At 56.8% G+C, this 7,996-nt stretch carries 7 protein-coding genes; 3 read left to right on the forward strand and 4 right to left on the reverse strand.

The genetic code is table 11. The annotated features are described in order from the left end of the window. Position 1: 1 nt before the first annotated feature. Positions 2-1,126 (reverse strand): aromatic ring-hydroxylating dioxygenase subunit alpha, encoded by a 1,125-nt coding sequence (locus Q1W15_RS13290; RefSeq protein WP_300729171.1) that lies wholly within the window; start codon positions 1,124-1,126, stop codon positions 2-4. A 242-nt stretch (positions 1,127-1,368) separates the two neighbouring features. Here Q1W15_RS13290 and Q1W15_RS13295 point away from each other — a divergent pair, with 242 nt between their 5' ends. The 3 genes from Q1W15_RS13295 to Q1W15_RS13305 all read left to right on the forward strand — a co-directional run bounded on the left by Q1W15_RS13295 (position 1,369) and on the right by Q1W15_RS13305 (position 4,773). Beyond that, complete coding sequence (locus Q1W15_RS13295; RefSeq protein ID WP_300729174.1) at positions 1,369-2,250, forward strand: LysR substrate-binding domain-containing protein; 882 nt, start codon at positions 1,369-1,371, stop codon at positions 2,248-2,250. Positions 2,251-2,369: 119 nt separating this feature from the next. Then, positions 2,370-3,236, forward strand: coding sequence for an NAD(P)-dependent oxidoreductase (locus tag Q1W15_RS13300; RefSeq protein WP_300729177.1), 867 nt, complete (start codon positions 2,370-2,372; stop codon positions 3,234-3,236). 148 nt (positions 3,237-3,384) lie between these two features. Further along, positions 3,385-4,773, forward strand: coding sequence for an MFS transporter (locus tag Q1W15_RS13305; RefSeq protein WP_300729179.1), 1,389 nt, complete (start codon positions 3,385-3,387; stop codon positions 4,771-4,773). 310 nt (positions 4,774-5,083) lie between these two features. Here the strand turns inward: Q1W15_RS13305 and Q1W15_RS13310 are convergent, their stop codons facing one another. The 3 genes from Q1W15_RS13310 to Q1W15_RS13320 all read right to left on the reverse strand — a co-directional run. Next, on the reverse strand, positions 5,084-6,286 hold the full coding sequence (locus Q1W15_RS13310) for a DUF6396 domain-containing protein (RefSeq protein WP_300729182.1): 1,203 nt from the start codon (positions 6,284-6,286) through the stop codon (positions 5,084-5,086). A 3-nt stretch (positions 6,287-6,289) separates the two neighbouring features. Then, positions 6,290-7,573 (reverse strand): DUF6396 domain-containing protein, encoded by a 1,284-nt coding sequence (locus Q1W15_RS13315; RefSeq protein ID WP_300729185.1) that lies wholly within the window; start codon positions 7,571-7,573, stop codon positions 6,290-6,292. Next, positions 7,573-7,996, reverse strand: a 424-nt coding sequence (locus tag Q1W15_RS13320) for a phospholipase D-like domain-containing protein (RefSeq protein WP_367280637.1), incomplete at its 5' end; no start/stop codon positions are given. The genes Q1W15_RS13320 and Q1W15_RS13315, both read right to left, overlap by 1 nt.

Raw genomic sequence — 7,996 nt, forward strand, 5'->3', positions numbered from 1 at the left:
TTCAGTCCCTCAATGCATCCAGCACCAGATTCTGGAATTGGTGGGCGCTGTCCTCCCAATGGGGCGACATGACCCCGCCATCGGCAATCACAGGCGAACGACGGCCTTCTTGCAGCAATTCGGCAATCACGTGATCTTCTTTGTGCACGGCGTACCAGAGATCACACAGGTTCTTTTTGTCCGCCTCGGTGTAATGCTGCTCACCCACGCTGTAGAGCACCCGGAACTGGCGCGTGCGGTCGGCCGAAATCGGAATATTGAGGTGCACACCGGCCTGGTCCGGCAGGTAGATACCCAGGACAAAGTTGGGGAACAGCGTGAGGTAACGCGCGCTCATGTCCAGGTTGCTGGACTTGGCGGTGGTGGCTTTTTCCGCCTCAAGATCGATGGCAGAACCCAGGCAACGGCCGTCACTGATGGTGTAGTGGTCTTTCAAGGGTTGCCCGGCCGCGGTTTCATCGTGAACGATGGGCACGTGGTAGGGCTCAATGAAGTTCTCCATCAAGAACTTCCAATTGCATTTGACTTCACCCAGATCGATTTTGCCGATGGGCTTGAGCGCAGCCACATCGAGCAACTTGATGCGCTCGGCGAAGGTGGCACTGTATTCAGCGAAGTCCGGGGCATCACCGGACAGGTTGATGAAAATCCAGTCATTCCAGACCGCATGACGTACCGCAACCAAGCCGTTGTCCTTTCTGGAGAAGCCCGGTACTTCCTGAACCCGAAAACCACCGAAATGAGGCGCAGCTTCCAGCTCGCCGTTCAATCGATAGGACCACGCGTGGTACGGGCAACTGATAGAGCCCTGCACGTTGCAACGGTCGGTGACCAGCTTCACGCCCCGATGGCGGCACACGTTATGGAACACGCCGATCTGCCCCTCATCATTGGAGACAATCAACAACGGCTTGCCTGCCACCTCGACCGGCGCACACGCCCCCGGCTCGACAAACTCATGGGCAAACCCTGCGAACACCCAGTTGCGGGCAAACACGCGCTCTTGTTCAGCCTGAAAAAAAGCTTCGCTGGTATAGGCTTCCTGGGACAACCCGGACAACACGTTTCCAGCAACAGACGATTTCGATTTGTCACGCATGGCGATGACGTTCTCAACCACAGACATGTTTTATCCCCTTTTCAATCACGGCCCTTATCGGGTCTTTTGTTTGGTGTCAGCGCATACTAGAAATGCACTGCAAAGGGCTCAAACGATAAGAACTCATCGGCGGTTGAGAAAAACTTGGCGCCCTTGACGCCTGTGATTGAGCAGTTGCCAGAGGTGCAAAAGTTCAATAGCTTGATGAAAAAAGAGGCGAGCACTTGCCTTGTAAATGTTCATCGACCGGACGCAAGCAGCCCATGAGCATGACCCACCGACTCCCCCCTCTTAATACCTTGCGTACGTTCGAAGCCGCCGCGCGGCATTTGAGTTTCACTCAAGCTTCGACAGAACTTAATGTCACGCCTTCGGCCATCAGTCATCAGATCAAACTGCTGGAAGATAACTTGGGGGTACGCCTGTTCCGCCGGGAAAACAACCGCTTGCTCCTGACAGACGCCGGTTGCTACTTACTGCCCGAATGCACGGCTTCGTTTGGCAGGTTGCTGGAGGTCACACAGAGGGTTCGCGACCTGGGCAATGGCAGGTCGTTGAACATTGCTTTGCGCCCCTACTTTGCGCAGAAATGGCTGATGCCGCGTATCGGGCAATTCTGGCAGCGCCACCCGGAGATTGAGTTGGTATTGCAGCACAACCTCTCCAGCGTGGCCGGTGAAGGCATCGACCTGGTGATTGCCTGGGGGGACGGGCACTTCCCCGGGATGGAGTCGCACCTGCTGGTAAATGGTGACATGACACCGGTTTGCCACCCCAGCCTGCTGCAGCGCTACGGCGGCTCGATGCGCCCCTGCGACCTCGTCGAACAGGTCCTGCTTGACGAGGAAAACACCCAGAACTGGGATGTGTGGTTGGCCCAAGCCGGCGTACCGTCGCTGGTACCGCGTAAACGCATGAGCATTGACGACACCAACGTGCGCCTGCATGCCACCATCGACGGCCAAGGTTTCAGCCTGACGTGCCTGTCACTGCTGCAACGCGAACTGAACGAAGAAACGCTGGTGGCTCCTTTCGCCACCGTATTGCCGCACTACTCCTATTACTTGCTGTACAAAACCGATGTATTGAGCAACCCCAAGGCCAAAACATTCATCGACTGGTTACTGGCCGAGGTCCAGGCTACCGGCTGAGAAATTTTCACACCCCCTGAAGTTTTTATCCGTCGCGCACAATCGGGCCTTGCAATAGGCTTTGCCCTCACCTGCAACAGCGGCGATTTAAACGAATAACAAGCACTGAGGGGGAGATAATGTCAGGCCATAAAAAGAAAGTTGTAGTCACCGGAGGCAGTGGTCGGCTGGGGCAATATGTGGTCAAGCAACTGATGCAGCAGTTTGAAGTTAAAGTGCTCGACTTGCAGGCCCCGCCTCAAGCTATCGCCTTTGAAACAGTCAACGTGCTCGACCTTGATGCCTTGCGCAAGGCGTTGGTCGGTGCTGAGGCAGTGGTGCACCTTGCGGCGATTGATTTCGATCATCAAGCCCGGGATGAAACCTACATTCATGTGAACGTGCAAGGGACCTGGAACGTTCTGCAGGCTGCCCATGAACTGGGCATCGGTCGCGTGGTGTTGTGTTCGAGCGTGTCTGCCTGTGGGTTGTCGGAAGCGAATCCGGCGTTTATTCCACAGTACCTGCCCGTTGATGAGCAACATCCGTTGTACCCGACCCAGGCTTACAGCGTCAGTAAGCAGTTGATGGAAAACATGGCCGAAAGCTTCGTCCGTCGGGGCAATATCGAAGTGATTTGCTTGCGGCCCATGATGGTGTTGTTGCCAGAAAACATTCAGCCGACCCTGGACCGTTCCAATGACCCACGTTCGCGCTGGCTGTTTTACTACATCACCCCGCAAGATTGTGCTCGTGCATTCGAAGAGGCGTTGCTGGCCAAGCATGTCGGGTTTGCTTCGCTGTTCATCACCGCGCACGACAGTTGCCGCGATGAACCCACGCTGCAATGGCTGGAACGGGTGCTGGGTGAACTTCCGGAAGTCCGCGACCCGCAGCGTTATATCGATAATCCCTATGCGTCCATATTTGATGGCAATCGGGCACGGGACTTGCTGGGCTTCCAGGCAGACAGTTGCTGGCGCGACATCATCCGCCAACACCGCTAAGCACTTTCCTATCAGCCATTAGTTATTAGATCCCATTACCCGCAATACATTTCGACCGAGATTGGTACCTGCCTGCGAGAGAAGGCATGTCTGCCGTACGGACAGTCATGCCCTATAAAACTACAATTAAAAGGTGCTTGAGATGCATATGACACCGCAATCAAACAGTGCGACCTATACCGACACACCCATCGATTCAACGTCATCACAGAACTCTTCGATTATTGATGACAGCCCGATGACCGCATTCCACTGGCGGCTGGTATTCCAGTCGGCGGGGGGCCCTTTTCTCGATGGCTGGTTGTTGAGCATCATCGGCGTGGCACTGATTGGCATGACGCCGGCGCTGGGGCTGAGCCCGACTGAACTGAGTTTCGCCGGTGCCGCGGCCTTGATCGGCATCTTCTTCGGTGGGTTGATTTTCGGCCGGGTCACCGATGTTATCGGGCGACAGTTGATGTACACCATCGACCTCGTCGCGCTGGTCGTCTGCTCGGTACTGTGCGCCTTTGTCGAGACGGCCTGGCAAATCATCCTCCTGCGATTCTTGATCGGTATTGCCATTGGTGCAGACTACCCGATCGCGACCTCACTGCTTGCCGAATGGCTGCCAACCAAACGCCGGGCAGCCATGCTCGGCTCGCTGGTCGTCGCCTGGTTTGTCGGGGCCACCGTCGCGACGTTTCTGGGCTTTGCCATGGTCGAATACCTGGGCGAAGACTCCTGGCGCTGGATGCTGGCCAGCTCCGGCGTGCCGGGGGTGATCATCCTGCTCATGCGCTTGGGGACACCTGAATCTCCCCGCTGGCTGATTGCCAAAGGTCGTATCGAGGAAGCCCGGGAGGTGGTCAAGAAAGTGTTTGGTGCCGATGCCGATGTATCGTCCATTCGGGCAGTGGAATCGCAACGCCCCGTTCACATTGGCTATGGTGCTCTGCTCAAGGGGGAATACCTCAAGCGCACCATTTTCTGCGGGGTCTTCTACCTCTGCGCCGTGACCCCCGTCTTCGCGATCTACACCTTCGGCCCGGTCATCCTGGGTTCCTTCGGCCTCAACGAAGGGAACCTCAGCAACATTGGCTATGGTTTGATCAGCCTGTTGTTTTTACTCGGTTGCCTGCCTGCACTGCGGCTGTCAGAGACCGTCGGCCGTCGCCCCTTACTGCTTTGGTCATTTGCTCTGATGGTGCTGCCATTCCTGGCCCTGGGGATTGCCCCGCAAGCACCGGTGGCATTGATCATCTTCTGGTTCTGCCTGTATGCGGTGGCATCCGGTGGCCCGAACATTCTCGAATGGTCATACCCCAACGAACTGTTCCCCACCGATATCCGTGCCACCGCAATGGGCGTGATCACAGCCGTCAGCCGCATCGGCGCGGCGGTGGGTACCTTCCTGTTGCCACTGTCCCTGGAACACCTCGGTGACGGCCCCACCATGTTGATCATCGCCGGAATGACAGCGGTCGGCTTCATTGTCTCCTATGCCTTGGCACCTGAGACCAAAGGCCGTTCGCTGTCCGAAACCAGCAGTATCTAAACCTGCCACACTCAAAGGCCTCACCACCGAAAGGGGGTGAGGCCTTTGAGTAAGGAGTGCCTTCGGTAGCCCCCCTTCAGGCACTTGCAATGGAGCGCCAACAGCGTGCAGTCGATGCTCAACGGGCGCTGCAAAAAAGGGTCAACGCGCCTGAGGGGGCATGACGACCGAGCACCACAGCCGCGAATCGGCAGCGCTATCTCCACTGAAGATGAAGTGCGGACTGTTTTTTGCGCGAATGGATTCCACTGCTGCAGCGATCGCTACCCAGGGTGCCGTGCATTGCGGATGCCCCAAGCAGGCATCCAAGTCATGCAAACCTTGCTTGTGTTCTGCGAGCAAAGGCGCTGCACACATTGCCATCGTGATAGCCGGCTTGCGGGCAGGGTTGACCGCTGGAGCACCTCGGCACGGGGGAGCTGGCCTTGATAAACGCGGGAGAACCGGGCATGGGCTTGCCAGTGGCAGGCTCAAGCACCTTGGCCTTGGCCAATTGCTGAATCAGCGCTTCGCTGGGCTTTTTCGGCGGCACATTAGCCAGGCGTGCTTCCAGCCATTGCAGCTTGCCGTCCCAAGCCGGCAGCTTGGCAGGAGGCAAAGGCAGGATTTCGTTGATCTCGGGAACTGTGGGATTGGCGTAGGAGTAGTCCGCAAGCACACTCCATATTTTTTCATAACGGTCGGCCCGCTCAAGGTCTTCCTGTTGGGCGAGGTAGTACAACCAATCGGAGGGAGGAGGATTGCGAAAGGCTTCTTCTAACCAACCCGCAGAAGTTTCATCACCCGCTTTAACGCCCATCTGGAAGACTGCGACCGCCTTTTGGTACTCCCCCCTGTTCTTAAGATTGATGCCCAAAGCAAGAGCTGCCTTGCCATGCCCCTGCTCGGCCGCACAGCGGTGCATCTGCCGGGCCACGTCCGGCGCGATGTCAATCGGTGCCAGTTTATCGCCCACCTCGTACTGCGCTTGAGCACTGCCCTGATCCGCCGCCTTGCGGTAGTAGCGCAGAGACATTTGCGGATCCTTTCTCAGCCCGGCTGAGCCCTGTTGCAAGAAGATGCCGATAAAGTAGTAACCCGTCGCCACATCCGCATCAATCAGTTGCTGGCTCAGGCGCAAGTGCTCCGCGCCACTGAGTGTGAAGAAGCCACCCATGGCACCGTTTTGCAGGTTGATATTGGCCTTGTAATGGCCATTTTCGGCCGCGATGCGGTACAGCCGCTCAATCTCGATATCAATGGTTTGGTTTTGTTTAAGCTGGTTGTTTTTCTGCAACCAGCGAGCGTACTGGAACAGTTCATCCGCTTCAGCGGACGGCACCGGTATATGCTCGTGTGCGCATGTAAAAGCCAGCTTGGCCTTGATTTCAGTGAGGGGGTTCAAGGGTGTTTGCCGGGCTGACAAAGCAGACACGCTGGCGTTATTGCACGCAGCCAGCAGCACGCTTGAGACCAAGAGCGTCAGGCGCGCGCCCCCCATGATTGTGTCGCCACAACGAAGATGATTGCCCATGCCTTACCCCAACAAATGCCATTCAATGTTTTCCTCGCCGACGGTGATTCTGTCGGGGAGCAAGAAGCGCGGCGCGCGGCTCGCAACAGTCAGGGTGGGCATGATCTCGTTCTCTTCGAAGCGCCGAATGTCCCCTTCTCTCAGCTTTGCATAAACCTTGCTGATCACCCTCACAGCCTTCCAGTAGCCGGCTTGCGGGCAGGGTTGACCGCTGGAGCACCTCGGCACGGGGGAGCTGGCTTTGATAAACGCGGGAGAGCCGGGCATGGGCTTGCCGGTGGCTGGCTCAAGCACCTTGGCCTTGGCCAATTGCTGAATCAGCGCTTCGCTGGGCTTTTTCGGTGACACATTGGCCAGGCGTGCTTCCAGCCATTGCAGCTTGCCGTCCCAAGCCGGCAGCTTGGCTGGAGGCAAAGGCAGAATCTCGTTGATCTCGGGAACTGTGGGATTGGCGTAGGAGTATCGTGCCAGCACACGCCAGATGGTTTTGTAGCGCTCAGCGCGTTCAAGATCTTCCTGTTGGGCGAGGTAGTACAACCTATCGGAGGGCGGAGGATTGCGAAAGGCCCTTCTTAACCAACCGGCAGAGGTTTCATCACCTGCTTTAACGCCCATCTGGAAGACCTCAAGTGCCTCTTGGTAGCGTCCCCTGCTCTTAAGTAAGATTCCTAGCGCGAGAGCAGCTTTACCATTGCCCTGTTCAGCGGCACAACGATACATCTGAATAGCAATTTCCGGTGCGATGTCAATTGGATCAAGCTTGTCGCCCACCTCGTACTGCGCTTGGGCACTGCCCTGATCCGCCGCCTTGCGGTAGTAGCGCAGAGACATTTGCGGATCCTTTTTCAGCCCGGCTGAGCCCTGTTGCAGGAAGATGCCGATAAAGTAGTAACCCGTCGCCACATTCGCATCAATCAGTTGCCGGCTCAGGCGCAAGTGCTCCGCGCCACTGAGTTTGAAGAAGCCACGCATGGCCCCGTTTTGCAGGTTGATATTAGCCTTGTAATGGCCATTTTCGGCCGCGATGCGGTACAGCCGCTCAATCTCGATATCAATGGTTTTGTTTTGTTTGAGCAGGTTGTTTTTCTGCAACCAGCGGGCGTACTGGAACAGTTCGTCCGCTTCAGCGGACGGCACCGGTATATGCTCGTGTGCGCACGTAAAGGCCAGTTTGGCCTTGATTTCAGTGAGGGGGTTCAAGGGCGTGTCCTTTGTCGGAAAAGTGAACGCGTTGCCAGTGCCGCAAGCGGTTAGCTGCAGGATTATGAGCAAGAGAGCCAGGCGCATCAGTCGAGGTCCTTCAGAATCGCTTCGTCGAAATAAAACTCGACAAGGGGGGCGTCGGGAATCTCCCAATCTTTTTGGAGGCGTTTGTTTTCATTGATGATGCCCGTCCATGCATCAAACGCCACCTCCGGATTATCCTGCGCTCCCCTCTTGTCCGTGTGCAGATTCCACAACCGCCGCCGCAGCGCCTGCGTCACGCTCGCCCACTCATGGGCAATGTTCAGTTCACTGTCCACCTGCATGCTGCGGGTGTTGATGTTGGCTGAGCCGTGGGTGGTGAACACGTCATTGACGATCATCAGCTTGGAGTGGATGTACACCGGCATCCATGGCTTGCCCGCCGGCGAGTCTGGGGCCACCAGCGAACACACGTGGACTTTTAAGCCGGGCACTGCCTGCGGGCGAATCGTGCTGTCATGGATT

Origin of the sequence: Pseudomonas sp. (assembly GCF_030150285.1) — a bacterium.
In the GTDB taxonomy this organism is placed as follows: Bacteria; Pseudomonadota; Gammaproteobacteria; order Pseudomonadales; family Pseudomonadaceae; genus Aquipseudomonas.